Below are 25645 nucleotides of genomic sequence, written 5' to 3'. Positions count from 1 at the left end.
TCTAACAACATGTTGTCAAGTTCATGTTGTCCTGATTTCTGGCTTTGTGTTTGAAAATTGCAAAAATAAATCAATTATAACAGATAGATATGAAAATTTTGGAACCTGGAAGGGTCCGTTTTGGCTTTTTGAATTGACAACTAAGGCATGGGTAAGATTAGTTCTGCCCGTGGATGGCATCGTCCGTCCCGGAGGAAATTTGCATGAGTGCTCCCCGCAGCGACGCTCATGGTGCCGCAAAGCTGCGATGGGAGGTTACATTGTTCCTGAAGCCGATTCTTGTCGGCGCCCTGCTGGCGTCGACGGCCGTTGCTCCTGCGCTGGCGCAGGCGGACACCGACATCACCGTGGTGCTCAGCGAAGAGCTCGATCTGGTCGATCCCTGCATGGCGACTCGTTCCAATATCGGTCGCGTCATCCTGCAGAATATCAGCGAAACGCTGACTGAGCTCGACGTGCGTGGCAATGAGGGCCTGAAGCCCCGTCTGGCGGAAAGCTGGGAAGACAAGGGCGATGGCACCTGGCAGTTCAAGCTGCGTGATGGTGTCAAATTCTCCGATGGCACCGATTTCGACGCCAATGACGTCAAGCATTCGTTCGACCGTGTCTTCTCGGATCAGGTCAGTTGCGAGAGCAAGCGCTACTTCGCCGACACCACTCTGAGCTTCAACGTGGTCGATGACCTGACCATCAATATCAAGGCCGAGCCGGCGCAGCCCGTCCTGCCGCTGCTGATGACCCTCGTCACCATCGTTCCCTCGGAAACCCCGATGGAATTCGTGCGCGACCCTATCGGCACCGGCCCCTATATCATGTCCGAATGGACCGCCGGCCAGCAGATCGTGCTGGATCGTCGTGACGACTACTGGGGCGAGCAGCCTGAGGTCACCAAGGCGACCTATCTGTTCCGGTCCGAACCCGCCGTCCGTGCTGGCATGGTGGCCGCCGGCGAAGCCGATATCGCGCCGCAGATCACGGCCGAAGTCGCCGACAACAAGGCGACCGATTTCAGCTACCTGAATTCGGAAACGGTCTATCTTCGCATCGATAGCCAGGATGCTCCGACCAACGACCTCCGCGTTCGCCAGGCACTGAATGCCGCCATTGAACGCGAAGCCTTTATCGGCACTGTGCTGCCCGAGGGCACCGAACTGGCCGTGGCCATGGTTCCCCCGACCACGCTGGGCTGGAATCCGAACCTGAAGCCGCCGGCCTATGATCGTGATCTTGCGCGTAAGCTGCTGGAAGAAGCGAAAGCCGATGGCGTCGATACCAGCCTGCCGATCGAGATCATCGCCCGCACCGAAAACTTCCCGAACGTCACGGAAGTTGCCGAGGCGCTGACCCAGATGCTGGTCGAAGTCGGCTTCAACGCAAGCCTGAAAATGGTCGAAGTGGCCGAGCACGAGCAGTATTACTCCAAGCCTTATCCGGAGAGCGAAGGTACGCGTCTGGTCCTCGCTCAGCACGATAACAGCCGCGGCGATCCGGTCTTCTCGATGTTCTTCAAGTATGCCAGCGAAGGCACGCAGTCCGGCGTCAACGACCCCAAGGTCGATGACCTGATCGCGCGCGCCTCGGCTGCCACCGGCGACGAACGCGCTGCGCTCTGGTCCGAAGTGATGGCCTATGTCCATGATGACATCGTTGCCGATGTGCTGCTGTTCCACATGGTTGGCCTCAGCCGTGTCAGCGAGCGTCTCGACTTCAAGCCGACCACCGCGACCAACCAGCAGCTCCAACTGAGCGAAATCGGCTTCAAATAACAGCTGGTCGAGTTCTACAAAGCGAAGTGCCGGGGTCTCCCCGGCACTTCAGCCAATTAAGGAAGATCGGGTGACGCCATGACCAAGATGATCGGACAGCGCGCCATCGCCAGCCTTCTTTCCCTCCTGGGTTTGATGATCCTGGTGTTTTTTCTCTCGCGCCTGACCGGTGACCCGGCCGTGCTGTTTCTGCCAATCGACGCCACCGAGCAGATGAAGCAGGAATTCCGCGCGCTGCATGGGCTCGACCTGCCGCTGTTCGAGCAATTCACCCGCTATGTCTGGGATCTGCTGCAACTCGATTTCGGTGAAAGCCTGCGCAAGGCACGCCCGGCCATCGACGTGGTGCTGGAGGCTTATGCCTGGACCCTGCCGCTGGCGCTGATCACGATGAGCATCGTGGTTGTGCTTGCCATCGTGCTGGGCTCGCTGGCCGCCTTCAATGTCGGCGGCTTCTTCGATCGCCTCGTCTCCATCGTTTCGCTGGTGGGCGCCTCGGCGCCGGATTTCTGGATCGCCATCGTGGCGATCGTGGTCTTTTCCATTGGCCTGGGCTGGCTGCCGACCTCGGGTGTCGGAACGCCGTGGCACTGGATTCTGCCGGTGGCCGTGCTGTTCATTCGCCCCTTCGGCCTCGTAGTGCAGGTGGTGCGCGGCTCGATGCTGTCGGCCCTGGGCGCGCCCTATGTGAAAACGGCGCGCGCCAAGGGCGTCAAGAACCTGCCATTGATCTTCGTCCATACCCTGCGCAACGGCATGCTGCCGGTCATCACGGTCATCGGCGACCAGGCGGCAGCCATGCTCAATGGTGCCGTTATCGTCGAGACCATCTTTGGCTTTCCCGGTATCGGCAAGCTGATGATCGACTCCATCCTGCAGCGTGACTTCAATGTCGTCCTGGCCGCGATCATGGTCACGGCGCTCGCCATCTTCATCATGAACATCCTGATTGACATCGCCTATGGCCTGCTCGATCCCCGGATACGACACTAGGAGGCGCGAGATGGCAGACCTCTCGCTCGCCACGCCGGATAAGCCGGCCGATCCGCGCGGACCCTCGTTGCTCTCCATGTTGTGGCGGGACAAGCTGGCCTTTGCATCGGCAGTCACGCTGCTGATTATCATCGTGCTCGCGCTGCTCGGGCCGACGCTGCTGGGCGACCTGGCATCGAGCCAGAACCTGCGCGGCCGCAACTTTGCGCCTTACAGCTTCGAACGCGGTTGGGCCTTCTTCCTGGGTGGGGACGCCTTGGGCCGGCCGATATTGGCGCGCCTCGTCGTGGCGGCGCACAGCACCATCCTGATCGCGTCCGGAACCGTGTTGTCGGCTGCCATTGTCGGCGCCACGCTTGGCCTCGTGGCCGGCTATGCCGGCAAGACCACGTCGCAGGTCATCATGCGGCTGGCCGACGTCATCATGTCCTTCCCCTCGCTGCTGATCGCCGTGGTCGTGCTCTATGTGCTGGGCGCCTCGATCCCCAACATGATCCTGGTACTCGCCATCACCCGCATCCCGATCTACCTGCGCACCACCCGTGCCGAAGTGCTCGAAGTGCGCGAACGCATGTTCGTGCAGGCGGCGGTGGTCATGGGCGCCGGCCACGCGCGCATCATCCTGCGCCATATCCTGCCAGTCGTGGCACCAACCCTGGTGACCATTGCGACGCTGGATTTCGCCTTCGTCATGCTGGCGGAATCCTCGCTGTCCTTCCTCGGCATCGGTGTACAGCCGCCCGATATTACCTGGGGGCTTATGGTCAGCCAGGGCCGCCCCTACCTGACGACAGCCTGGTGGCTGGCCTTCTGGCCGGGTCTGATGATCGTCATCACCGCCCTGTCGCTGAACCTGCTCTCGAACTGGACGCGGATCGCGCTCGACCCCGCCCAGCGCTGGCGCCTCGAAGCAAGGAGGACCAAGCATGTCTGAGGTGCTGCTCGAGGTCAAAAACCTCTCGGTCGACTTTCACACGGCGCGTGGCTCGGTCCACGCCGTCAGGAATGTGAGCTGGTCCGTGTCCCGCGGCGAAACCCTGGCCATCCTTGGCGAAAGCGGGTCGGGCAAGTCGGTCTCAGCCAATGCGGTGATGAACCTGCTCGACATTCCGCCGGCCGAGATCGTGTCCGGCGAAATCCTCTACGGTGGCGAGGACCTGCTGAAGGTCAGCTACGAGACGCACCGGGCGCTCAACGGCAAGAAGATCGCCATGATCTTCCAGGACCCGCTCGGCCATCTCAATCCGGTCTATACGGTGGGCTGGCAGATCGTGGAAATGATGACCGCCCATGGTCGCCCCGCCGATATGGCGCGGGCGCGGGCGCTTGAGCTGATCACGCGTGTCGGCATTCCCGAACCCGACAAGGCGATGCACAAATATCCGCATCAGTTTTCGGGCGGGCAGCGGCAGCGCCTGATGATCGCCATGGCGCTGATGCTCAAGCCCGATATCCTGATCGCTGACGAACCGACCACGGCGCTCGACGTGACCATCCAGGCCGAAGTGCTGGCCCTGCTCAAGGAATTGCAGGCCGAAACCGGCATGGCGCTGGTGCTGATCACCCATGATCTGGGCGTCGTCGCCGAAATCGCCGATCGCGTCGTGGTGATGAACCAGGGCGAGATCGTCGAGACCGGCGCGGTACGCGACGTCTATCACAACCCCCGGCACGCCTATACGCGCAAGCTGATCGATGCAGCACCCGGCAAGGGTGACATCAAGCTGCTCGATGCCGCTGCGCCCCTGCTGCTGGATGCGAAGAAGCTTTGCAAGACCTATGGCGATTTCACCGCGCTCAAGGACGTATCGCTGACCCTGGCGCGGGGCCAGAGCCTTGCCGTCGTTGGTGAGAGCGGCTCGGGCAAGTCCACGCTGGCGCGAACCCTGTTGCGGCTCGAGCAGGCCGATAGCGGCGAGGCGCACTGGAAGGGCCGCGACCTGATCAGCATGGGCGGAAGGGAACTGCTTGGCGTTCGCCGGGAAATCCAGATGGTGTTCCAGGACCCGACCCAGTCGCTCAATCCGCGCATGTCGGTCTATCACCTGATCGCGGAAGGCTGGGACATTCACAAGCTGATGCCAGACCGGAGCAAGCGCCGCGCCCGCGTCATCGAATTGCTGGAACAGGTCGGTCTTGCGGCCGAGCATGTCGACCGCTATCCACACCAGTTCTCGGGCGGGCAGCGCCAGCGCATCGCTATCGCCCGGGCCTTGGCGCTCGAGCCGGAACTGATCATCTGCGACGAGGCAGTGTCGGCGCTGGACGTGTCGATCCAGGCCCAGGTCATCGCGCTGCTGGATGATCTGCGCAAGCGTCTGAACATCTCCTTCCTGTTCATCGCCCACGATCTGGGCGTGGTGCGCGACTTTGCCGATACGGTCATCGTCATGAAGGCGGGCGAAATCGTCGAGCGCGGCCCCACCGGGCAGATTTTCGGCGCGCCGCAGCACGCCTATACCCAGCGCCTGCTGGCCGCCAATCTCGATCCTGATCCCGACCTGCAGGACAAGCGGCGGGCCGCTGCGGTTCATGCTTGAGCGGGTGATCATTGCCGACGATGTGACTGGGGCGCTCGACGCCGCAGCCCCCTTTGCCATGCGCGGCATTGCCACCGTGGTGGCGCTCGGTCCGGCCTCGCTGCCCGAGGCCATTGCCAGCGGTGCCCGGATCGTCGGGGTATCGACCGATAGCCGTGACCTGTCGCCCGATGCGGCGCGGGACGCCGTGCAGGCGGCAATTTCTCGACTGCCCGTGGGCACTCCGCTGTTCAAGAAGGTGGACTCGCGCCTCAAGGGCAACATTGCCGCCGAACTTGACGCCATCCCCCATCGCCGCAGTCTTGTCATCCCCGCCATTCCCGCTTTCGGGCGCTGGACGTGTGGCGGCAGGCTGGGAGGCTTCGGCGTGGTCGAGCCCATCGACATTGCCGAGAAGCTTGGTCGTCATGGCGCGATGGCTGGTATCCCCGACATCGCGGAACAGGCCGATATCGATCGCGCCCTGTCGCTGGATTTCGACCTGCCCATCGGAGCGCGCGGGCTGGCCGAAGCCATGGCCCGCGCAATGGCTCCCGATGGCCGCGCGCCCGATCTTTCCCTGCCCGCAGGCGATGTCTATTGCGTCGTCGGCTCCACTGACCCCATCACGCTTACGCAGTTGCAGGACCTGCGCCGGAGCCATCCTGATCTCGCCTATATCGCGGCACCCAACGGCATGGCGCCGGCTCGTCTGCCGGCCCCGGCGCGGCTGACCGTCATTCAGGCCCTGCCCGGGCCTGCGCCGGCCGATGGGAGCGCGGTCGCCGCCGCGCTGGGGCTGTCGCTGTCCCGCCTCGCACCAGCTCCGGGTTCGCTGCTGATCCTTTCCGGCGGGGCGACGGCGCAGGTCATCCTGGGCCAGTTGGGCATAGGCGTGCTCGAACTTGTGGGAGAAGCGCTGCCGGGCCTGCCGCTGGCGCGGGCAGGTGGCTTGACTGTCATCACCAAATCGGGCGGGTTTGGCGACAAGGAGACCCTGTCCCGGTTGACCGCCTCCTATCGCAACAGCGGGAGCCTAGCGCAGCATCATGTCGGATAGTATCACCGGACGGCGCAGCCTTTCCGAAACCGTATTCGAGCGCATCCAGCGCGCCATCAAGTCCGGCGCCTATGCCGTCGATGAACGTCTGCCGACGGAACACTCTCTGGCCGCCGAATTTCAGGTCTCGCGTCCGATCATCCGTGACGCCCTGCAGCGCCTGCGTGACCAGGGTCTGATCTATTCGCGCCGGGGCGCCGGCAGTTTCGTGCGGGAGCAGGGCATCCGCGAGCCCCTCGGCTTCGGGCAGATGGCGAACCTGTCGGATTTGCAGCATTGCTATGACTTCCGCCTCACCATCGAACCGGAAGCCGCCGCCATGGCGGCGCATCGCCGAACCCCGGAGTCGCTGGCGAAAATCAAGACTGCGCTAAGCCTGCTGCGGGATGCCACCAACCGCCAGTCTCACCGCGCCGATGCGGATTTCATGTTTCACCTGAGCATCGCCCAGGCCTCGATGAACCCTTATTTCGTCACCGCCATGCAGGCGCTTGAGGAGCATATTGCCGTCGGCATGCGTCTCCACGGTCTCTCGCTCAAGAGTACGCAGGGCGGGCTGAAGCACGTCTTTGTCGAGCATACCGGTGTGTTTGAGGCTATCCGCGATGGCGAGGCCGAGGCGGCGCAGCGCCTGATGCATGAGCACCTGATGGGATCCCGCAAGCGCCTCTTCCCCACCGAGATCATGCAGTAGGCGAACGACAGTCGGTTCCGGACTTCAGGTGTCGTCGCGGTTGGCCGGCTCGATGGTCGGGATGCCGTCATTTCCCTCGGCCCTGTCGCGATAGAGCGCAGAGCGGGCGAGAAGCATCAGGGTGACCGGGGTGGTGACAATGATGCAGGCGAAGATCAGCACCTCATGCAGCATGGGGCGTTCCAGCGCGATCGAGAAATACAGCGAGGAAGCCAGCAGCACCAGGGCTGCCCCCAGGCTGCTGCCCAGTGTCGGCGCGTGGATGCGCATGTAGAAGGTGGGGAACCGGATCAGCCCGATCGTGCCGATCAGGGTGATGGCAGCGCCGGCCAGGACCAGTATCGCGACCAGTATGGCCGCCCATTCGGGAAGTGCCGACAATGCGCTCATTCGATCACCTCGCCGCGCATGAGGAACTTGGCCAGTGCCACGGTGGAGACGAAGCTGAGCATGCCGATCACCAGGGCGGCCTCGAAATAGAACAGGCTTTCGGTGCGGATGCCGACCGTGACCAGGAGCAGCATGGCGCTGAGATAAAGGCTGTCGACGGCCAACACGCGATCCTGCGCGCGGGGGCCGCGCAGCAACCGCCAGCAGGCTGCTGCCATGGCCAGCGCCAGCATGACCTGCGCTGCCGATACCGCCCAGAAGATGATGCTCGTACTCATTGGAATATCTCCACCAGCCGCTGTTCATAGACACGTCTGAGCGTTGCGGCCCAGGCTTCCGGATCCTCGGTGTCGAGAATATGGATCGTGACGCTGTGCAGGATCGAGTCATAGTGGATCCAGGCGCTGCCTGGTGTCGCCGTGACGATGCCCGACAGGATGGCAAGCCCGGTCGGGTCTTTCAGGTCGAGCGGAATCGTGACGAAAGCGGAACGTGGTTTCCGCCCGCTCAGGATCAGCCCGAGCACGGCAATATTGGACACCACGATATCGGCAATGACAGTGCCGATCAGGCGCAGAATCGTGCCGGGCCGGCGCATGCGCGGCTTGGGTGGATCGAGCAGCACAGCCGCCCGGCAGGCCAGGGTGGCGATAATGGCGCCGAGCAGCACCTGACCCGGCGCGAGACTGCCGGCAAGCAGCAGCCACATGGCGAATAGGCCGACCCAGAGCAGGGGATAGGGCAGCAGGCGTCTCATGGCGTCGCCCCCGCGCTGGTACCGAGCAGGACATCGACATAGGCGGTCGGCACATGCAGATATTGTGCGGTGTCCTGCATATAGGCCATGGCCGGGCCGGCCAGCACGGTCAATATCACGCAGAGCCCGAGCAGCAGCAGTACCGGCAGCATTTCGGCAATGCTGACGCGCGGCACTTCGCCGTCGAATGTCACCCAGAAAATGTTGATGCCTGCGCGTAGCAAGGCGATGGTTGCCGCCAGCCCCGAAACGATCAGCAGCGCCACCAGCGCCCAACTCGTGGCGGAGATGCCGACGCTGGCGCCCAGCCCCTGCGGGTTGAGTACGGCGCCGATCATGGCGAATTTGGCGATGAAGCCCGAGAATGGCGGCATGCCGGCAATCACCAGTGCGCAACACAGGAAGGCGATGCCCAGCAAGGCCAGGGTCAGCGGCGTGGCTATGCCGATCTCCTCGTCATGGGCCGGCTCTTCGTCGTCGCCAAAAGCCTCGAGCGTAACGGCCAGGACTCCGGCCTCGCTGCCACGGCCGCGTTCCACCAGTTCGGACAGCAGAAACAGGCAGGACAAAGCGAGCGTCGAGCTGACGAGGTAAAAGAGCGCCCCCGCCGTGACCCCGGCATTCTCGTAGCCGATCATGGCCAGCAGGGTGCCCGACGAGACCAGCACGCAGAATGCCGCCATGCGGGCCGTTCCCTGCGAGGACAGCACGCCGACAGTGCCGAAGGCTATGGTCGCCATGCCGCCATAGAGCAGCCATTGCTCGCCTGGATGCGCCGCGGCGCCTTCGCCGAACAGCAGCAAGGACAGCCGCAGCACCACATAGATGCCGACCTTGCTCATGATGGCGAACATTGCCGCCACCGGCGGGCTTGCCGCCGCATAGGTGGTCGGCAGCCAGAAGCTCAGCGGCCACATGCCGGCCTTGACCAGGAAGGCGATGCCCAGGATGGCGGCGCCGGCCTCGAATAGCATGCGACTTTCTTCGGGGATGAGCGGAATGCGGTGTGCCAGGTCGGCCATATTGAGAGTGCCGGTCACGCCGTAGATGAGGCTCACGCCGATCAGGAACAGCGACGAGGTGGCCAGGTTGACCGCGATATAGTGCAGGCCGGCCTTGATCCGCACCGTGCCCGAACCATGCAGCATCAGGCCGTATGAAGCGGCCAGCAGCACTTCGAAGAAGACGAAGAGATTGAACAGGTCGCCGGTGAGAAAGGCTCCGTTCAGCCCCATCAGCAAAAGCTGGAACAGGCTGTGGAAATGCGATCCGGCGCGGTGCCAGCGGGCGGCAGAAAAGACGACCGTGCTCAGCCCCAGTATGGCCGTCAGCAGCACCATGAGCGCAGCCAGCGGGTCGGCCACCAGCACGATGCCGAACGGCACCGGCCAGTCGCCGAGCCTGTAGGTGCTGAGGTTCGGCCCGCCATTGTTGACATGGACCAGCAGCGCCAGCGCCACGACCAGCAGCAGCACCGTGGCGACGATATCGATGACCAGCTTGGTGCGGTGATGCCGGTCTTCGATCAGCACCAGCACGATGCCGGCCAGCAGCGGCAGCACGATGGGCAGGATGGCGATGTGGGCGAACAGGCTTTCCATCATCAGCGTTCCTGCCCGTCGACATGGTCGGTACCGGTCAGGCCGCGTGCGGCCAGCAGTACGACGAGGAAAAGTGCGGTCATGGCAAAGCCGATGACGATGGCCGTGAGCACCAAAGCCTGCGGCACCGGATCGGCATAGGCAGCCGCATCAGTGATGCCGTCGACGATGGGCGCCGCGTCACTCTTCAGCCCTCCCATGCTGAAGATGAAGAGGTTGACCGCATAGGATATCAGCGACAGCCCGATAATGACCTGGAAGCTGCGGGGGCGCAGCAGCAGCCACACGCCCGAGCCGGCAAGTACGCCGATACTGATTGCCAGGATCGCTTCCATCACTCGGCCTCCGCGTTGCCAGCCGGCGGGGTGTCGACGCGTGCCGGCCGCAGCCGTGCCGGCTTGGCGCCGCGGATCGACTGGTGCGCGATCGCGACGAGGATCAGCACGGTTGCGCCCACGACGAGGATGAAGACGCCAAGGTCGAACAGCAGTGCCGTCGCCATGGGTATCTTGCCGAAGAGCGGCAGGTCGAGATAGCGGAAGCTCGTCGTGAGGAACGGGTAGCCGAACAGCCACGATCCGATGCCGGTCAGCAGCGCCAGCAGCAGGCCGGCGCCAATCCAGTAGGTGGGCAGGATGCGCAGCCGGTCTTCGACCCAGCGCGTGCCGCCGGCGAGATATTGCAGCACGAAGGCGATCGACATGGTGATCCCGGCGATGAAGCCGCCGCCCGGCTGATCGTGTCCGCGCAGGAACAGGTAGATCGCCAGCACAATGATGACGGGAAACAGCCAGCGCATGATGACCGATGGCACGAACAGGAAATCGGACAGGATCGTGCCCTCCGCATCGGCACTGCGCTGCCCCTCAAAGCCGCTCTGGATGACCTGCTGTTCGGGGCGCTCGATACTGTCCGCCGCGGGGCGGAAGCGCCGCAGCAGGGCAAACGTTGTCAGTGCCACGATGCCGAGCACGGTGATTTCGCCCAGCGTGTCGAAACCGCGGAAATCGACGAGGATGACATTGACCACATTGTGCCCGCCGCCCAGCGCGTAGGCATTTTCGACGAAGAAGCTGGCAATGCTGCGGGGGGCGTCGCGGGTCATGACGGCATAGGCCATGAAGGCGAGGCCGGTTCCCGACGCGATGGCGAGGACCATGTCGCGGGCGCGCCGGAACCGTGCCCCGCGCGACTTCGCCACATCGATATTGGCATCCTGCCAGCGCTTGGGCAGCCAGCGCAGCCCCAGCAGGATCAGCACGGTGGTGACGACTTCGACCAGCAATTGCGTCAATGCCAGGTCGGGCGCCGAGAACCAGACAAAGGTGATGCAGGTGGCCAGTCCGGCGCCGCCCATCAGCATCAGCGCGGCCAGCCGGTGATATTTTGCCTGCACTGCGGCGCCGACGGCGCAGGTCGTGCCGATCACCCAGACGAAAGCGAGAGCCAGGTCGGCGCCTTCGAGCGACAGGCTGAGCCGGCCGGAAGCGCCGAGGAAGGGCGCGGCGCCTGCCAGGACTGCAATGCCGACCAGTATGGCCAGTTGCGGCTGCAGGCGTCGCGTACCGAAGACGCGCTCGAGCGTCTTGGCCCAGCGCACCGACAGCAGGATCAGCAGGCGCTCGAAAGTGCGCGGGCCGATCAGGTCGTCGATCAGCGGCGCGCCATCGATGCCCCGCGCCAGATATTTCTGCAGCAGGAAATAGAGCAGTACGCCGCCCACCAGCGCCACAAGGCTCATCAGCAGGGGCGTAGTGAAGCCGTGCCAGATGGCAAGGCTGTAATAGGGCGCTTCGGGTCCCAGTACCGACAGCACCGCCGCGCCCAGATAAGGCCCGATGGCGATGCCCGGAATGATGCCGACCAGCAGGCAGATCAGCACCAGGATTTCGATGGGCCGGCGCATCAGGGCCGGCGGCTCGTGCGGCACGCGGTCGAGTTCGGTTGGCGGCGGACCGAAGAAGACGCCGTGAATGAAGCGCAGCGAATAGGTCACCGCGAACAGGCTCCCCAGCACCGCGGCAAAGGGCAGCGAGACATCGACGAAGGGGTTGGTGTTCTTGATGGCGGTTTCGGCGAAGAACATTTCCTTGGACAGGAACCCGTTGAGCAGCGGCACGCCCGCCATGGCGGCCGCGGCGACCATGGCCAGGGTCGCGGTAAACGGCATGAAGCGGAACAGGCCGCTGAGGCGTCGGATATCGCGCGTGCCGGTTTCGTGGTCGATGATACCCGCCGCCATGAACAAGGACGCCTTGAACGTGGCGTGGTTGGCGATGTGGAAGATGGCGGCCACCAGAGCCAGCGGCGAACTCATGCCGATAAGGGCGGTGATGAGACCGAGATGGCTGATGGTGGAATAGGCCAGCACGCCCTTGAGGTCCTGCTGGAAAATAGCCGAATAGGCGCCGATCAGCAGGGTGGCGAGGCCGGTATAGGTAACGATCCACTGCCAGGCCTGGGTTCCCGCCATGACGGGCCAAAACAGCACCAGCAGGAAAACGCCGGCCTTCACCATGGTGGCCGAGTGCAGATAGGCCGAGACCGGCGTCGGCGCCGCCATGGCGCGGGGCAGCCAGAACTGGAAGGGAAACTGGGCGCTCTTGGTGAAGGCCGCCAGCAGGACCAGGAGCAGCGTCGGTATGTAATAGGGATGGTTGCGAATCGTGTCGCCGGAAGCCAGCACCACATCGAGGTCATAGCTGCCCACGATATGGCCCATGAGCAGCATGGCCACCAGCAGCGCCAGCCCGCCCGTGCCGGTCACGATCAGCGCCATGCGCGCACCGTCGCGGGCGCCGGCATTGTGGTGCCAGTAGCCGATCAGCAGGAAGGAGAAGATGCCGGTCAGTTCCCAGAACATCACCAACTGGATCAGGTTGCCCGACAGCACGATGCCGAGCATGGCGCCCATGAAGGCAAGCAGGAACGAGAAGAAGCGCGGCACCGGGTCTTTCGGCGACATGTAGTAGCGTGCATAGAGCACGACGAGAAAGCCGATCCCGGTGATCATGATGGCGAAGAGCCAGGAAAACCCGTTCAGCCTGAGAACCACGTTCAGGCCCAGATCGGGCAGCCAGGCAATGTCGTGGCGGACGACTTCCCCACCGGCAATGCCGGTATAGCTGAATATCGTCAGGGCAAGACAGACAAGTGCAACCAACCCGGCCAGGATCGCCGCCCCGGTGCGCGCGCCCGACGGTAGCAGTGCTGCAATCACGCTACCGAGAAACGGCAAGCCGATCAGGGCAATAAGCATCATGTCATCGAATCCCAGCGCTCAGTTCCTCATGTTCTAGAATCAGCTTTCTGCCATGAAGACATCATCGCAGGCATGACGACAATTATGAATGATTCCTCGTCAGCGGCAGGTGTATCTCATTGTCGCATTTGAGGTCTACCAGCAGAAAGGCGCAAAGCGATCGGCATTTCGGCTGATGTCGCAATCGTTATGCAGAGCTGCGCCGGACGAGTTCAAATCCCACGTCGTGAACGGCGTTCAGCGTCGTGCCGGCGGTGAAGCGGTCCACCAGGGCATTGGCGGCCAGTTGTCCCAGAATCTGCCGGTCGATGCGGATGCTGGTCAGCGATGGCTCGGTATAGGCGGCAAATTCCTGGTCGCCGAAACCGATGACGGCGATATCGCGCGGCACCGACAGGCCGCGATCGGCCGCTTCCACCAGCACACCCTGGGCGAACTGGTCTGAACTGCAAAACAGCACGGTGCCGGGCAATACGCCCTGTTCCAGCACCTGGGTCAGCGCCTGGCGGCCGAGGCCGAGCGAGGCGGACCTGTCAAAATCGACGGCCGGTACCTGTGTCTGCGAAAGCTTGGCGAAGCGGGCGGCAAAGGCGTCACGCCGGCGGCAGGCCCGCTCGTCGCCGGCCGTGATGGTGACGGCGTGGCGATAGCCGGCCTCGATGGCGAAATCCGCCGCGGCGCTGCCGGCGCCGGCGTGAGAGAAACCGACGCAGCAATCGATCGGGGTATCGGTGATGTCCCAGACTTCCACCACTGGAATGCCGGCATTGACGAGCATGCGCCGCGCGCCCTGGCCGTGCTTTATGCCGGTGAGCAGCATCGCATCGGGCCGCCGCGAAAGATGGGTGGCGATCGCCTTTTCTTCGCGGTCGAGATCGAAGCCGGTCTCGGAAAAGATGATCTGGTAGCCGTGTCCCCACATGATGTCGGAAAAGGCATGGAGCATGCTGGAATAGACGATGTTGGTGACCGAGGGCATGAGGGCGGCCACGAGATTGCTCTTGCTCGAGGCGAGGGCGCCGGCCACGGCATTGGGCACGTAACCGGTCTGGCGGATGGCATCCTCGATGCGCTGCAAAGTTTCGGGCGACACCTTTTGCGGCGTCGAGAGGGCGCGTGAAACCGTGACCTGGGAGACGCCGGCCAGGCGCCCCACATCGGTCATGGTGACGCCGCTGCTGCGGCGAAGCTGATCGGAGCCCTTGGCGCGATTGGTCATGAAGCGCTCTTACCCCAGGGTCGCTGACGCGCCAAGCACTGCTGGTGTCGATTGGCGAAGCGGACGGACGAGCGTGAATGAATGCGCATGCATATTGATGTGGCATAGTTGCGCTACCTGTCAATCTGCCATCGCAACGTATTGACAGTGCAAAATGTATGCGCATACACAGCGGCACGGATATGGAGGAGCATGATGGCCAACGCTACGCGCAAAACGGCAGCAGATTTGCGGTCGGCCCGGTGGTTCGCGCCGGATGATCTGCGCAGCTTCGGGCATCGGTCGCGGCTGATGCAGTTGGGCTATTCGGAAGAAGATTTCATGGGCCGGCCGGTGATCGGCATTCTCAACACCTGGTCCGAGCTCAATTCGTGCCACAGCCATTTCCCCGAGCGGGTCCAGTCGGTCAAACGCGGTATCGCGCAGGCCGGCGGGTTCGCGGTCGAACTGCCGACACTGTCGGTGGATGAGAGTTTCACCAAGCCCACCTCCATGCTCTATCGCAACCTGTTGGCCTTGGAGACCGAGGAGATGATCCGCTCGCACCCGCTCGATGGCGTGGTGCTGATGGGCGGTTGCGACAAGACCACGCCGGGCCTGGTGATGGGTGCCCTTACGGCCGGCATTCCGCTGATCTTCCTGCCAGCCGGTCCCATGCTGCGCGGTAATTATGCCGGCACGGTGCTGGGCTCGGGCTCCGACGCCTGGAAATACTGGGACGAGCGGCGCGCCGGCAATGTCAGCGACGAACAGTGGCGCGGCCTGCAGGGCGGCATTGCCCGCTCGGCCGGTGTCTGCATGACCATGGGCACGGCGTCCACCATGACTGCCATCACCGACGCGCTGGGCCTCACCCTGCCGGGCGCCTCTTCAATCCCGGCCGTGGATTCGGGCCATTCGCGCATGTCGGCGGATTGCGGCCGGCGGATCGTCGACATGGTCTGGGAGGATTTGGTGCCGTCGCGCATTGTCACCGCAGCGTCGGTGCGCAATGCGGCCATCGTCGCCATGGCGACGGGCTGCTCGACCAATGCCGTCGTGCATCTGGTCGCCATGGCGCGGCGTGCCGGTATCGATCTCGGCCTCGATGAACTCGATGCGCTGGGCCGGGTCACCCCGCTGCTCGCCAATGTCCGGCCGTCCGGCAAGGATTACCTGATGGAGGACTTCTACTTTGCCGGCGGGTTGCGGGCATTGATGAAACAGATCGCCGACCGGCTCGATACGTCCTGCCTGACCGTCAACGGCAAGACGGTGGGCGAGAATATCGCCGATGCCGTGGTCTACAATGACGATGTCATCCGGCCGCTCTCGAACCCGGTTTATCACGAGGGCTCGCTGGCGGTTCTGCGGGGCAATCTTTGCCCTGATGGCGCCGTCATCAAGCCGGCGGCTTGCGATGTGAAATTCCACGTTCACCAAGGCCCCGCACTGGTCTTTGACAGCTATCCCGAGATGAAGAAGGCGGTGGAGGACGAAAACCTGGCCGTTACGCCGGACCATGTTCTGGTGCTGCGCAATGCCGGGCCGAAAGGCGGGCCGGCCATGCCGGAATGGGGCATGCTTCCCATTCCCAAAGCGCTGATCAAGCAGGGGCATCGCGACATGCTGCGCATTTCCGATGCGCGCATGTCCGGCACGTCTTATGGCGCCTGCGTGCTGCATGTGGCGCCCGAATCCTATGTCGGCGGGCCGCTGGGCCTGCTGAAGACCGGCGATATCGTGCGGCTGGACCTGCCCAATCGGCGCCTCGACATGCTGGTCGCCGAGGACGAGCTGGAGCGGCGCCGGGCCGTCTGGTCGCCGCCCGAGCCTCGTTTCGAGCGCGGCTGGGGCTGGATGTATACCAGGCACGTCACCCAGGCCGACAAGGGCTGCGACTTCGATTTCCTCGAACGCGATTTCGGCGCTGCCGCCGGCGAACCCGACATTTTCTAGCTATCAAGGTCTATCATGATGCTGTCCCTCGATCAGGCGCTGACCGGCATTTCCGGCATTCTCGTTACGCCCTACGACGCCAATGGCGATGTTGCGCCCGGGCGCCTCGCGCCCATTATCGATCGTGCACTTGGGGCGGGCCTGCATATGCCTGTCGTCAACGGCAATACCGGTGAATTCTACGCGCTCACCATCGAAGAAGCGGCGACCATGGTGCGTGAAGTGGCGGGCCTGATCGACGGGCGTGCGCCGCTGCTGGCCGGAATCGGGCGCGGCATCCGCGATGCTTGCGCCCTGGCAAAAGCCTCCGCGGCGGCCGGGGCGACTGCGCTCATGGTGCATCAGCCACCCGATCCCTTCGTCTCGCCGCGCGGCATTGTCGACTATATGGATGCCATTGCCGACGCGTCGGGCGGGCTGCCCATGATGCTCTATCTGCGCAATGACGCCATCGGCACCAAGGCTATCGCGGAGCTCTGCGCCCGCCCCGGCGTCAAGGGCGTCAAATGGGCCACGCCCAACCCGCTCAAGCTGGCCGAAGCCATTGCCGCATGCGATCCGGCCATCGTCTGGGTTGGGGGGCTGGCAGAAGTCTGGGCGCCGGCCTTTTATGCCGTGGGCGCGCGCGGCTTCACCTCCGGTCTCATCAATGTTTGGCCCGAACGGTCGCTGGCCATCCATGCGGCGCTGGAAGCGAGCGACTACACCGAAGCCAACCGGCTTATCTCAGGCATGAAGGCCTTTGAGGAAATCCGCGCCGAGGAGATGAACGGCACCAATGTCACCGGGGTCAAGGCGGCATTGCTGGCGCTGGGCCGCGATTGCGGACCGACCCGGCCACCCTCGGCCTGGCCGCTGACATCAAGCCAGCAGGCCAAGCTCGACGCTTTCATCGCCGCCAACCAGCTCACCTGACCGCCGAGGAATGCCGCCATGAATGAGATCCTGCGTGAAAAGCTGGCGGGTGTTTCCGTCGCCACCCTGGCCACGGCCCTGTTCAAGCGCGGTTTGCGCAACCAGGTGATCCAGGGTGTGCATCCGATCACGGCCAAGGGGCGCAACATGGTCGGCCCGGCTTTCACTTTGCGCTATATTCCGGCGCGGGAGGATCGCAACCAACTGGCCGAATTCCGCAATCCAGCGCATCCGCAACGCGTGGCCGTGGAAACGTGCCCTCCGGGTCATGTGCTGGTGATGGATAGTCGCAAGGATCCGCGCGCCGCTTCGGCCGGGGACATATTGGTCACCCGCCTGATGGTGCGCGGCGTGGCCGGGGTCGTCACCGATGGCGGTTTCCGCGACGCCGCCACGATTGGGGCGCTCGATATTCCCGCCTATCATACCCGCCCATCCAGTCCGACCAACCTGACCCTGCATGAGGCCCTGGACCTCAACATGCCGATCGGTTGCGGCGATGTGGCGGTGTTTCCGGACGATATCGTGGTGGGTGACGACGATTGCGTGATCGTCATTCCCCAGGCCATAGCTGAAGAGGTAGCCGACGAGGCGGTTGAAATGACCGCCTATGAGGATTTCGTGGTCGAGCAGGTCAAGGCGGGTACCCCGATCATCGGTCTTTATCCCAAAACGCAGGACCGCTTCACCGCGGAATTCGCGGCCTGGAGACAGCGCGAAAAGCGCTAGGCATTTCCGGTTTCGTTGTTCGATTAATGGATAGACTTGAGCCGGTTAGGCTTAATGGGTCGTTTTTCTTGGGGTAGCGGCGCATCCGTCTATATTTCACGGCAATTGTTTTGGGGGACTTGTCGTGAGTTTAGACCTGTTGGCGAGCGCGATCTTTCTGATGACCGGCGGGGTTTATTACCTCGGATGCGCCATGCGTGCCGCCCTGCGGGTCGAATGCCTACCGGCCGAACTGGGGCCGGCGCAATCGCCGGCGGAACTGGCCTGGTACTATCGCCCCGCGGAAGTCTTCCTGCGCCAGGTCATCCATGCCCGCAGCCAGCGCGGCCTCTGGGGTTAGACCTGCGCCCCGATCCTGCCCGCGACGGCGGGATTCAATTCAACTGCCCACCGCCATCTTAAGCCTTGTGGCATGACCCGGCCGCCATTGTGCAACCGGGCGTAAACCCATGGGTAAACCGGCTGTTAAGGTAAACCGACCGATAATGCCGACCTGGAAACGATGTCGTCCACAAGGTGAGTTTCAGGTCTAATGCGTCTTCTAATCGGCATCCTCATCGTCGTGGGCAGCGTCATCGGCGGGTATATGGGGGTCGGCGGGCATCTCTATGTGCTGTGGCAGCCCTTCGAATTCGTCATCATTCTCGGCGCGGCCATGGGGGCTTACGTCATCGGCAATACCGGGCCGGTGCTGAAGCAGACGATGAGTGTGTTCGGCACGCTGTTCAAGGGGCCGAAATACAACAAGGCGGCCTATGTCGAACTGCTCGGCATGCAGTTCAGCCTCTACAAGCTGGTGCAGTCCAAGGGCATCCTGGCGCTGGAGCAGCATATCGAAAACCCGCATGAATCGACGCTGTTCGCGCGCTTCCCGACCTTTGCCAACAATCACCACGCCGTCGAGTTCGTGTGCGACTATCTCCGCATGGTGACGCTGGGCTCCAACAATGTCCACGAGATGGAAGCCCTGATGGATGAGGAACTGGAAACCCACCACCAGGAGAACGAGCGCGTCGTCAATGCCATGCAGGCGCTGGCCGATGGGACGCCGGCTTTGGGCATCGTGGCGGCCGTGCTGGGCGTGATTCACACGATGGGCGCGATCAGCGAGCCACCCGAAGTGCTGGGCCACATGATCGGCGGCGCGCTGGTCGGCACCTTCTTCGGCGTCTTCGTGGCCTATGGCTTTTTCGGGCCGTTCGCGCAGTCGCTGCGCAATATCTACGAGGCGGAAGACAAGTATTTCCTGTCGCTCAAGGTCGGGCTGCTGGCCCACATTTCCGGCCAGGTGCCGGTCATGGCCATCGAATTCGCGCGCAAGGCGCTGATGTCGGAAGACCGGCCCAGCTTTGCCGAAATCGACGAGGCGACGGCGAACCTGCCCGCCGCCACATAGGTCAAGCTCCAGGAAGCCAGAATGGCGAATTTCGACCAGCCGATCATCATCAAGAAGGTCAAGAAGAAGAAGCATGCCCACCATGGTGGCGCGTGGAAGATCGCCTATGCCGACTTCGTGACCGCCATGATGGCCTTCTTCCTGCTGCTCTGGCTGATCAGCATGACGACGCCCGAGCAGAAGGAAGGTCTGGCCTCCTATTTCGCGCCACCCAATGTCAGCCCGACCACCAGTGGTTCGGGTGGGCTGATGGGCGGCACGGCGCTGGATGATTCCGATGCCCTGATGCAGGGCTCGACTCCCCAGGAGAGGGTGGATGCCTCGGTGACGCCCAAGGGCGAGGAATTCGGCACGGTGACGGGCGCGATGAGCGGTCGCGACCAGCAGCAGGGCAATGAATTCGAAACCACCAATGCCTCGCAAACCGATCTCAAGGCCGAGGAAGACCAGGGCTTTCACAGCGCTGCGGCGAGTATCCGACAGGCCTGGCAAGCCATGCCGGCCATTACCGAAATTGCCGATAACCTGATCGTCGAAGAGACTGAGGAAGGCCTCAATATCCGCATCATCGACCAGGAGGGGCGGCCGATGTTCCCGGAGGGGTCGAAATATCCCAACGAGGTGACGCGAAAGGCCATCGCGGCGATTGCGCCGATCCTGCAGAAACTGTCGAACCCGGTGCGGATTTCGGGCCATACGGCGGCCGGCGGGGTCTATGCCAATCCGCGCTACGGCTCATGGGAGCTGTCGGCCGATCGCGCCAATACGGTGCGGCAGATTCTGGGTGAATTCGGGCTGGCCGATGATCACGTCAACTCGGTCGTGGGCCGGTCGACGGCGGAGCCGTTCTTCCCCAACGACCCCTATATGGCGGCCAATGAGCGGATCGAGATTACGCTGCTCTACGAGACCCCGCCGGTGCCGGCCGGATTGAAGCCCTAGGAAATTTCGCGCGCTATCTGGCATGACCGGCTGGCCCGGTGCATGGTCGCGCCGGTGATTTTGCGAGGAGTCCTGCCGTGCCCTTTCCCGACCTGATCCAGCCCGAGCTGGGCGCCTATCAGAGCAGCGTCCAGATACCCGCGGATTTCGCGGCATTCTGGGAGGCGACCATTGCCGAGGCGCGGGCGATCGGCGGCGCGGTGAGTATTGTCAAGGCCGACACCACGCTGCGGGCGGTCGAGGCGTTCGATGTGACCTTTCCGGGCTTTGGCGGCCATCCGATCAAGGGCTGGCTGGTGCTGCCGGCGCAGCGCAGCGGAAAGCTGCCGCTGGTGGTGCAATATCTGGGCTATGGCGGCGGCCGCGGCTTTCCGCATGAGCAACTGCATTGGGCGGCGTCGGGCTATGCCTATTTCCGCATGGATACGCGCGGGCAGGGTAGTGGCTGGTCCATGGGCGGCACGGCCGACCCAGTGGGCACGACCCCATCCGGCCCCGGCATGATGACCAAGGGTATCCTGGACAAGAACGACTATTACTATCGCCGGGTCTTCACCGATGCGGTGCGGGCGGTGGATATGCTGGTGGCGCAGGACTTTGTCGATGCCACCAGGATCGCGGTATGCGGCGGCAGCCAGGGCGGCGGCATCTCGCTGGCCGTGGCCGGGATCGACGAGCGGGTCAAGGCTGTCATGCCCGACGTACCCTTCCTCTGCGACTACCGGCGGGCGCTGCAAAAGGCAGGGCGTGACCCCTATCTCGAAATCGTGCGCTTCCTGGCGCAGCACCGCGACAAGAAGGCCAATGTCTTTGAGGTGCTCAACTATTTCGACGGCGTCAACTTCGCCCGGCGGGCCAAAGCGGCGGCCCTGTTCTCGGTGGCTGTCATGGACGAGACCTGCCCGCCATCGACGGTCTATGGCGCCTATAATGCCTATGCCGGGGCCGACAAGAGCATCGAAGAATACGAGTTCAACAACCATGAAGGCGGCCAGGCTTTCCAGGACCGGGCGCAGATGATCTGGCTGGCGCAGCGCTTCAGCTAGGGGGGATAAATCAGGCGGGGGACTTGCGCTGCTCAAAAAACGCAAATATTGCGTAGATGAAACAGCGAGGCAGACTCCGTGGCACCCCAGAAGCGCGCAAACCAGGCCGATATCGCGGAACGCCTCGGCGTTTCGGTCAGCACGGTGTCGCGGGCGCTGGCCAACGAGATCGGCATCAGCGATGCGGTGCGGCGCGACGTGCAGCGCATGGCGCGCACCTTGGGCTACAAATCCAAGCATGGTACGGCGGCCGCGAGTGGCAACAAGAAAGCCGTGGCACTGGTGCCGCTGGGCAGCGCGACGAGCGGGTTGTCGGGCTTCTATTTCGGCATTGTCGAGGGCATGCAGGCGCAGGCGGCGTCGGTCGGCATGACGCTTGACGTGCGGCTGGTCAATGAATCCTCGGTGACGCTGGAGCTGATCAAGAAGCAGATCGCCCAGGCCGATGCCGGTGGCGTGCTACTGGCCGGGATCGACGCCTGGGACGAGCTGGCGAGCTGGTCGGCCGAGGCGGAAGTGCCCGTGGTGCTGGTCAATGGCAGCGACCCCAATATGCGGGTCAGCTCGGTGTCGCCGGCCAACTACTACGGCGCCTATATGGCGACGCAGCGCCTGCTCGATGCAGGGCATCGCAAGATTCTGCACTATACCCATCGCTACCGGCCGACCATCAGGCAGCGCCAGCGCGGCTTCGAGCAGGCCATTGCCAGAACGCCCGGCGCCGTGGGCACGATCGTCAATACCGACGAGCGGCATACCAGGGAATTGCTGGATGACCTGCTGGCCGGCAAGCATGACGTCACGGCTGCCTTCATCTGGAACGATATTGCCGCGGTGGAAATGCTCGAGGGCATTTATGGCGCCGACAGTCCGCTGCCGCGTTATTTTTCGATCATCGGCTTTGACGACCTGCCACTGGCCGGCATGGCCACGCCGCGGCTGAGCACGACGCAGGTCGATCGCGAAGCCATCGGGCGCGGGGCCGTGCGGCTGCTGGCCGAGCATATGGACGGCGAAACCGCGGTGCAGCAGCTCGAAATCGGCGTCTCGATGGTCGAGGGCGAGACGGTCTGGACGCTGGAGTAGGCGTCAGGGCGGCCGCAGCGACACGTCGGCAACCGGCTCGTCCGGTGCGGTGGGCAGCCGATAAATGGCGCGCCGGCCTTCGACATTGGACGTGAAATACACGAACCTGCCTGCGGCATCGGTGATCGGATGGGGATGGCTGTCCTGGCTGTCCCAGTTGGAATCCGAACGGCCCAGCACGCGCCAGCGGATCGCGCCATCACGCCAGTCGAGGTCGAGCCGCGATATCCAGGGCGAGACCTTGACCTCGTCGTCGGCAGCGCCCCGGTAATAGCCATCGGTCACCAGCATGGTTTCGTCCGGGCCGACGGTGAAGTGGCCGTAGCGGGTCCAGTCCGCCGGCAGGCGGATTTCGATCGGCTCGCCGCCGTCGATCGGCGCGCGGCCGACATAGGCGGTGCCGTCGGTATAGAGGCCGTGATAGATCACGGCCTTGCCGTCGCGCTCCCACATTTCGTGGCAGGTCCAATCGAGGCGGCTGCGACCTTCGCCTTCCTGGCGCAGCTGCGTATGGTTCTTGCCGTCCCACAGCCAGACCCGCCGGATACCGCAATCGGATGGCCATTCGTGATTGTAGAGGATCACGTTCGAATCGGTGGGCGAGAACTGGACATGGGTGACCCAGGCGCTAGGAACCGGTTCGCACAGCACCTGCTCGCCGGTCTCGGTGGAAAAGACGCGCAGGTAGGAGTTCAGCCCCAGCCGCTGCACGCGGGCATCGATCCCCTTGTGCCGCTCGCTCCAGGCTTTGTCTTCGGTGAAGGCGGCCTCGTCGGTGGTGGGCACGCAGATCAGCTTGCCATCGGCCGATACATGGGTGAAGGCGGTCACCTGGTCGTCCGGCAGTTCCGCCAATATGCGCTCGTTGCCGTCGAAATCGACAGTGCGGAGTTGGCGACCCTGCAGGTAGTAAAGCCTGTTCCGCTGGGCATCGAAACTAACGCTGGCCTTGGCGAAGCCGCGATAGGGCGTTCCGTCGAAATAGACATAGGAGCGCAGCCAGCCTTCCGTGTTGTGGGTCAACTGGGTCACGGCCCTGGTCGCGAGGTCGACCCGGAACAGGTTGGGGTTGCCGTCCTGCTCGCCGATGGCGGCCAGGCTCTCGCCGTCTGCCGACAGGCTTGTGCTGGTGAAATACAGCAATTGCAGATCGATATCGTGATGGCTCGCAACCTTCTCGGCCGTCGTCATTCGGTGGTCCCCTCGCTGCTGTCGGCCGCAATAATCCACAGCCCAACGCCTTCAATGCAAACGCAAATTCACGCAATTTGCGTAATTATCGGAATTTTGACGCAATACTTGCGTTAACGCAAGTGGTGTTCTAGGCTCCTGACGCGTCGTGAGGAGGCGCACACAAACCGTGTTTGCGTTTTCTGGGAGGAGAAACCCGATGAGAAAATCGACTGGAGGCCGAACCAGGCCGACACTATGGGGCGCCACTGCCCTCGTGAGCCTGATGACCCTTGCGGGCGCGGCCCACGGCCAGCAATACCATCAGGCACCCATGCTTGACGGTACCGACCTTCCGCCTGTCGAAGAGCGCCTGCCGGCCAATCCGCTGGTCGTGACGCCGGTGGAGAGCGTAGGGACCTATGGCGGCACCTGGCGCTCGGCGCTGCGGGGCGGCCTCGACAATGCGTGGATCGCCCGTACCGTCGCCTATGATGGCCTGGTCCGCTACAACCGGGAATGGAACGAGATCGTCCCGAACCTGGCCGAAAGCTGGGAAGTCAGCGCGGACGCAACCACCTATACCTTCCACCTGCGCGAAGGGCTGAAGTGGAATAACGGCACGCCGTTCACCAGCGCCGATATCGCCTTCGCGGTCGAGCTGTTCAGCGAGCCCAGCTATGGCGTGGGCGGCTTCATCAAGAACCCCAGCAATCCGGTGACGGTGGAAGTGGTGGACGACACTACGTTCAAGTTCGTGTTCGAGAAGCCGAATGGCGTGATCATGGACGAGCTGGCCAGCGTCAACGGCTTTACCGTCGTGTCGCTTTCCAAGGATTACTGCAGCCAGTTCTACCCCAAATATAACCCCGACGCGGCCGCCCAGGCCAAGGCCGCCGGCTTCGAGACGTGGGAATTGTGGATGACCGACCGCTGCTCATGGGCAACGGAAACCATCCGCTGGGCCAATCCCGAATTGCCGATGATGAATGCGTGGATGATCGACGAGCCGCTGACGGGCGATGCGAGCCGCGCCACCTTCGTGCGCAACCCCTATTACTGGAAGGTCGACACCGAAGGGAACCAGCTGCCCTATATCGACCATCTCTCCATGCGCGTGTCGGACTCGCTCGAAGAGCTGACCCTGATGGCGCTCAATGGCGAGATCGACTTCCAGGATCGCCATATCGCGACCGTGGCCAACCAGCCGCTGTTCTTCGATGGCCAGGAAGCCGGCGACTACCGCCTTGGTGAAAATGTTCCCTCGAACATGAACACCATGGTCCTGCAGTTCAACATGAATCATGTCGATCCCAAGCGGGCCGAACTGTTCCAGAACAAGGACTTCCGCGTCGGCATCAGCCAGCTGATCGACCGCCAGGAAATCATCGACGTCATCTTCACCGGACAGGGCGAGCCCTTCCAGGCCGCGCCGCGCCCGGAATCGCCGTTCTATGACGAGGAGATGGCCAAGCAGTATACCGAGTTCGACCCGGATGCCGCAGCCGCCGCCTTCGAAGCGGCCGGCCTGGGCGCCCGGAATGGCGATGGCTTCTACACCTTCGCCGACGGTTCGCCCCTGGTCGTCACCATCGACATGATCTCCACCGTGCGGCCCGAATGGATCGACATGATGGAATTGCTGCAGCTCCAGATCGAGGCCGGCGGCATCGATATCGAGCTCAACAATATCGACCGCACGCTCTATTACGAGAAGCGTCCGGCCGGCGATTACGATGCGCAGATTTGGCAGGGCGACGGTGGCCTCGATGTGATCCAGGAGCCCCGCTACTACATGGCGAATGGCGATGAATCGGTCTGGGCCTATCGTTGGGCGCAGTGGTTCCAGGGTTCCCGCCCGGAAATCGCCGAAGAGCCGGCGCCGTGGGCCAAGGAGCAGATGGATCTGTTCAACCAGCTGCGTGGCGAGGGCGACCCGGTCAAGCGCGACGACCTGATGAAGCAGATCCTGGCCATCGCCAAGGAAAACTTCCCGGTCATCGGCATCAGCCTGCCTGGCAACGGCTACTACATTGCCCGCAACAATATGCGGAACATCGCCGAACCGATGCTGCACGCATATCTCTTCCCGACCCCGGGCCCCTATGATCCGTTCCAGTGGTATTTTGCGGCTGAATAACGGATCCCTCCCGCCCTCCGCG

General features: G+C 63.3%; 23 protein-coding genes. 15 read left to right on the top strand and 8 right to left on the bottom strand.

Annotated features, from left to right (window positions below; genetic code table 11):
• The first annotated feature begins 203 nt into the window (after positions 1 to 203).
• The 6 genes from FPZ08_RS11245 to FPZ08_RS11220 all read left to right on the top strand — a co-directional run bounded on the left by FPZ08_RS11245 (position 204) and on the right by FPZ08_RS11220 (position 7032).
• Positions 204 to 1766 (top strand): ABC transporter substrate-binding protein, encoded by a 1563-nt coding sequence (locus tag FPZ08_RS11245; protein WP_146290106.1) that lies wholly within the window; start codon positions 204 to 206, stop codon positions 1764 to 1766.
• 78 nt (positions 1767 to 1844) lie between these two features.
• Positions 1845 to 2759, top strand: coding sequence for an ABC transporter permease (locus FPZ08_RS11240; protein ID WP_146290105.1), 915 nt, complete (start codon positions 1845 to 1847; stop codon positions 2757 to 2759).
• A 10-nt stretch (positions 2760 to 2769) separates the two neighbouring features.
• On the top strand, positions 2770 to 3693 hold the full coding sequence (locus FPZ08_RS11235) for an ABC transporter permease (protein ID WP_146290104.1): 924 nt from the start codon (positions 2770 to 2772) through the stop codon (positions 3691 to 3693).
• On the top strand, positions 3686 to 5299 hold the full coding sequence (locus FPZ08_RS11230; RefSeq protein ID WP_146290103.1) for an ABC transporter ATP-binding protein: 1614 nt from the start codon (positions 3686 to 3688) through the stop codon (positions 5297 to 5299). Before FPZ08_RS11235 ends, FPZ08_RS11230 begins: the two co-directional genes overlap by 8 nt.
• A complete protein-coding gene (locus tag FPZ08_RS11225; protein ID WP_146290102.1) occupies positions 5292 to 6338 on the top strand; it encodes a four-carbon acid sugar kinase family protein in 1047 nt (348 codons plus the stop codon). The genes FPZ08_RS11230 and FPZ08_RS11225 overlap by 8 nt, the downstream gene beginning before the upstream one ends.
• Entirely contained in the window at positions 6328 to 7032 is a 705-nt protein-coding gene (locus FPZ08_RS11220) for a FadR/GntR family transcriptional regulator (RefSeq protein ID WP_146290101.1), read from the top strand. The genes FPZ08_RS11225 and FPZ08_RS11220 overlap by 11 nt, the downstream gene beginning before the upstream one ends.
• A gap of 24 nt (positions 7033 to 7056) precedes the next feature.
• Here the strand turns inward: FPZ08_RS11220 and mnhG are convergent, their stop codons facing one another.
• From mnhG to FPZ08_RS11185, 7 genes are all read right to left on the bottom strand, one after another.
• Positions 7057 to 7422 carry a monovalent cation/H(+) antiporter subunit G gene (mnhG, locus tag FPZ08_RS11215; protein ID WP_146290100.1) on the bottom strand — a complete coding sequence of 122 codons (366 nt, stop codon included), beginning with the start codon at positions 7420 to 7422 and terminating at the stop codon, positions 7057 to 7059.
• Positions 7419 to 7700: a K+/H+ antiporter subunit F gene (locus tag FPZ08_RS11210; protein WP_146290099.1), complete on the bottom strand. Its 282-nt coding sequence runs from the start codon at positions 7698 to 7700 to the stop codon at positions 7419 to 7421. The genes mnhG and FPZ08_RS11210 overlap by 4 nt, the downstream gene beginning before the upstream one ends.
• Complete coding sequence (locus tag FPZ08_RS11205; RefSeq protein ID WP_146290098.1) at positions 7697 to 8179, bottom strand: Na+/H+ antiporter subunit E; 483 nt, start codon at positions 8177 to 8179, stop codon at positions 7697 to 7699. Before FPZ08_RS11205 ends, FPZ08_RS11210 begins: the two co-directional genes overlap by 4 nt.
• Entirely contained in the window at positions 8176 to 9780 is a 1605-nt protein-coding gene (locus tag FPZ08_RS11200) for a monovalent cation/H+ antiporter subunit D (RefSeq protein ID WP_146290097.1), read from the bottom strand. The genes FPZ08_RS11205 and FPZ08_RS11200 overlap by 4 nt, the downstream gene beginning before the upstream one ends.
• Before the next feature lie 2 nt (positions 9781 to 9782).
• Positions 9783 to 10115, bottom strand: a complete 333-nt coding sequence (locus FPZ08_RS11195) for a Na+/H+ antiporter subunit C (protein WP_146290096.1) — start codon at positions 10113 to 10115, stop codon at positions 9783 to 9785.
• Positions 10115 to 13057 (bottom strand): monovalent cation/H+ antiporter subunit A, encoded by a 2943-nt coding sequence (locus tag FPZ08_RS11190; protein WP_425457601.1) that lies wholly within the window; start codon positions 13055 to 13057, stop codon positions 10115 to 10117. Before FPZ08_RS11190 ends, FPZ08_RS11195 begins: the two co-directional genes overlap by 1 nt.
• A 172-nt stretch (positions 13058 to 13229) precedes the next feature.
• Positions 13230 to 14261, bottom strand: a complete 1032-nt coding sequence (locus FPZ08_RS11185) for a LacI family DNA-binding transcriptional regulator (protein ID WP_246132629.1) — start codon at positions 14259 to 14261, stop codon at positions 13230 to 13232.
• A gap of 195 nt (positions 14262 to 14456) precedes the next feature.
• On the opposite strand from FPZ08_RS11185, the gene araD reads away from it, so the two are divergent.
• From araD to FPZ08_RS11150, 8 genes are all read left to right on the top strand, one after another.
• The gene (gene araD, locus FPZ08_RS11180; RefSeq protein WP_146290095.1) at positions 14457 to 16199 is read left to right on the top strand and encodes an L-arabinonate dehydratase; all 1743 of its coding nucleotides are present in this window, start codon (positions 14457 to 14459) and stop codon (positions 16197 to 16199) included.
• Positions 16200 to 16214: 15 nt separating this feature from the next.
• Positions 16215 to 17114 carry a dihydrodipicolinate synthase family protein gene (locus FPZ08_RS11175; RefSeq protein WP_146290094.1) on the top strand — a complete coding sequence of 300 codons (900 nt, stop codon included), beginning with the start codon at positions 16215 to 16217 and terminating at the stop codon, positions 17112 to 17114.
• Positions 17115 to 17132: 18 nt separating this feature from the next.
• Positions 17133 to 17843: a ribonuclease activity regulator RraA gene (locus FPZ08_RS11170; RefSeq protein WP_146290093.1), complete on the top strand. Its 711-nt coding sequence runs from the start codon at positions 17133 to 17135 to the stop codon at positions 17841 to 17843.
• Between the two features lie 193 nt (positions 17844 to 18036).
• Positions 18037 to 18183, top strand: coding sequence for a hypothetical protein (locus FPZ08_RS21955; RefSeq protein WP_186766950.1), 147 nt, complete (start codon positions 18037 to 18039; stop codon positions 18181 to 18183).
• Between the two features lie 192 nt (positions 18184 to 18375).
• Positions 18376 to 19239: a flagellar motor stator protein MotA gene (motA, locus tag FPZ08_RS11165; protein ID WP_146290092.1), complete on the top strand. Its 864-nt coding sequence runs from the start codon at positions 18376 to 18378 to the stop codon at positions 19237 to 19239.
• A gap of 21 nt (positions 19240 to 19260) precedes the next feature.
• Entirely contained in the window at positions 19261 to 20181 is a 921-nt protein-coding gene (locus FPZ08_RS11160) for a flagellar motor protein MotB (RefSeq protein WP_146290091.1), read from the top strand.
• A gap of 77 nt (positions 20182 to 20258) precedes the next feature.
• Positions 20259 to 21227: an acetylxylan esterase gene (locus FPZ08_RS11155; protein ID WP_146290090.1), complete on the top strand. Its 969-nt coding sequence runs from the start codon at positions 20259 to 20261 to the stop codon at positions 21225 to 21227.
• A gap of 78 nt (positions 21228 to 21305) precedes the next feature.
• Positions 21306 to 22313 carry a LacI family DNA-binding transcriptional regulator gene (locus FPZ08_RS11150; protein ID WP_146290089.1) on the top strand — a complete coding sequence of 336 codons (1008 nt, stop codon included), beginning with the start codon at positions 21306 to 21308 and terminating at the stop codon, positions 22311 to 22313.
• A 3-nt stretch (positions 22314 to 22316) separates the two neighbouring features.
• Here FPZ08_RS11150 and FPZ08_RS11145 read toward each other — a convergent pair whose 3' ends face one another.
• Positions 22317 to 23504 (bottom strand): oligogalacturonate lyase family protein, encoded by a 1188-nt coding sequence (locus tag FPZ08_RS11145; protein WP_146290088.1) that lies wholly within the window; start codon positions 23502 to 23504, stop codon positions 22317 to 22319.
• A gap of 313 nt (positions 23505 to 23817) precedes the next feature.
• Between FPZ08_RS11145 and FPZ08_RS11140 the strand changes: the two genes are divergently transcribed.
• Complete coding sequence (locus FPZ08_RS11140; RefSeq protein ID WP_186766949.1) at positions 23818 to 25623, top strand: ABC transporter substrate-binding protein; 1806 nt, start codon at positions 23818 to 23820, stop codon at positions 25621 to 25623.
• The last annotated feature ends 22 nt before the right edge of the window (positions 25624 to 25645 follow it).

Origin of the sequence: Devosia ginsengisoli, from assembly GCF_007859655.1 — a bacterium.
GTDB classification, from domain to species: domain Bacteria; phylum Pseudomonadota; class Alphaproteobacteria; order Rhizobiales; family Devosiaceae; genus Devosia; species Devosia ginsengisoli.
The sequence above is the reverse complement of the archived record's forward strand: the minus strand, read 5'-3'. Positions and strand labels throughout refer to the sequence as shown.

Coding starts and splice junctions, on each gene's coding strand:
- FPZ08_RS11245 (WP_146290106.1), top strand. CDS start 204: ATGAGTGCTCCCCGCAGCGACGCTCATGGTGCCGCAAAGCTGCGATGG.
- FPZ08_RS11240 (WP_146290105.1), top strand. CDS start 1,845: ATGACCAAGATGATCGGACAGCGCGCCATCGCCAGCCTTCTTTCCCTC.
- FPZ08_RS11235 (WP_146290104.1), top strand. CDS start 2,770: ATGGCAGACCTCTCGCTCGCCACGCCGGATAAGCCGGCCGATCCGCGC.
- FPZ08_RS11230 (WP_146290103.1), top strand. CDS start 3,686: ATGTCTGAGGTGCTGCTCGAGGTCAAAAACCTCTCGGTCGACTTTCAC.
- FPZ08_RS11225 (WP_146290102.1), top strand. CDS start 5,292: ATGCTTGAGCGGGTGATCATTGCCGACGATGTGACTGGGGCGCTCGAC.
- FPZ08_RS11220 (WP_146290101.1), top strand. CDS start 6,328: ATGTCGGATAGTATCACCGGACGGCGCAGCCTTTCCGAAACCGTATTC.
- mnhG (WP_146290100.1), bottom strand. CDS start 7,422: ATGAGCGCATTGTCGGCACTTCCCGAATGGGCGGCCATACTGGTCGCG.
- FPZ08_RS11210 (WP_146290099.1), bottom strand. CDS start 7,700: ATGAGTACGAGCATCATCTTCTGGGCGGTATCGGCAGCGCAGGTCATG.
- FPZ08_RS11205 (WP_146290098.1), bottom strand. CDS start 8,179: ATGAGACGCCTGCTGCCCTATCCCCTGCTCTGGGTCGGCCTATTCGCC.
- FPZ08_RS11200 (WP_146290097.1), bottom strand. CDS start 9,780: ATGGAAAGCCTGTTCGCCCACATCGCCATCCTGCCCATCGTGCTGCCG.
- FPZ08_RS11195 (WP_146290096.1), bottom strand. CDS start 10,115: ATGGAAGCGATCCTGGCAATCAGTATCGGCGTACTTGCCGGCTCGGGC.
- FPZ08_RS11185 (WP_246132629.1), bottom strand. CDS start 14,261: ATGACCAATCGCGCCAAGGGCTCCGATCAGCTTCGCCGCAGCAGCGGC.
- araD (WP_146290095.1), top strand. CDS start 14,457: ATGGCCAACGCTACGCGCAAAACGGCAGCAGATTTGCGGTCGGCCCGG.
- FPZ08_RS11175 (WP_146290094.1), top strand. CDS start 16,215: ATGATGCTGTCCCTCGATCAGGCGCTGACCGGCATTTCCGGCATTCTC.
- FPZ08_RS11170 (WP_146290093.1), top strand. CDS start 17,133: ATGAATGAGATCCTGCGTGAAAAGCTGGCGGGTGTTTCCGTCGCCACC.
- FPZ08_RS21955 (WP_186766950.1), top strand. CDS start 18,037: ATGCGTGCCGCCCTGCGGGTCGAATGCCTACCGGCCGAACTGGGGCCG.
- motA (WP_146290092.1), top strand. CDS start 18,376: ATGCGTCTTCTAATCGGCATCCTCATCGTCGTGGGCAGCGTCATCGGC.
- FPZ08_RS11160 (WP_146290091.1), top strand. CDS start 19,261: ATGGCGAATTTCGACCAGCCGATCATCATCAAGAAGGTCAAGAAGAAG.
- FPZ08_RS11145 (WP_146290088.1), bottom strand. CDS start 23,504: ATGACGACGGCCGAGAAGGTTGCGAGCCATCACGATATCGATCTGCAA.
- FPZ08_RS11140 (WP_186766949.1), top strand. CDS start 23,818: ATGCTTGACGGTACCGACCTTCCGCCTGTCGAAGAGCGCCTGCCGGCC.